The 325-nt window shown below is 64.6% G+C and carries 1 protein-coding gene; it reads right to left on the bottom strand.

The annotated features are described in order from the left end of the window. On the bottom strand, positions 1-325 hold a 325-nt coding region (locus tag L692_RS0100115), incomplete at both ends, for a DNA-3-methyladenine glycosylase family protein (RefSeq protein ID WP_025696071.1).

Here is a 325-nt window from a genome sequence, read left to right as displayed (position 1 = left end):
AAGCCGCTCCGGCGCCGGGAACAGATGGTAACGGCGGCCCGACCGCAGGATGGACTCGCCGTAGCCTTCGGCAAGCCTCGCCTTCAGCTTGTATGCGAAGGCGAGGTTGACCTGCTGTCCAAGGATCGCCCAGCACAGAGCCTCGAACAAGTCGGGGATGCCGACTATCCGCAGGCCGCGAAAGCGTTCCGTGAGCGGACCGAGCAAAGGATCGCCCGCCGCCAGCTTATAGAACGGCCTAAGATCGCGGTCCAGATCGAACCAGTCGCGGACATAACGCGCCAGGTCTTCCAGTCCGGCATCCCCCGGACGCTCCCCTTCCAGC

This window comes from Paenibacillus forsythiae T98, assembly GCF_000520735.1.
In the GTDB taxonomy this organism is placed as follows: Bacteria; Bacillota; Bacilli; order Paenibacillales; family Paenibacillaceae; genus Paenibacillus_AQ; species Paenibacillus_AQ forsythiae.
This window is presented reverse-complemented; position numbering and strand designations above follow the sequence as displayed.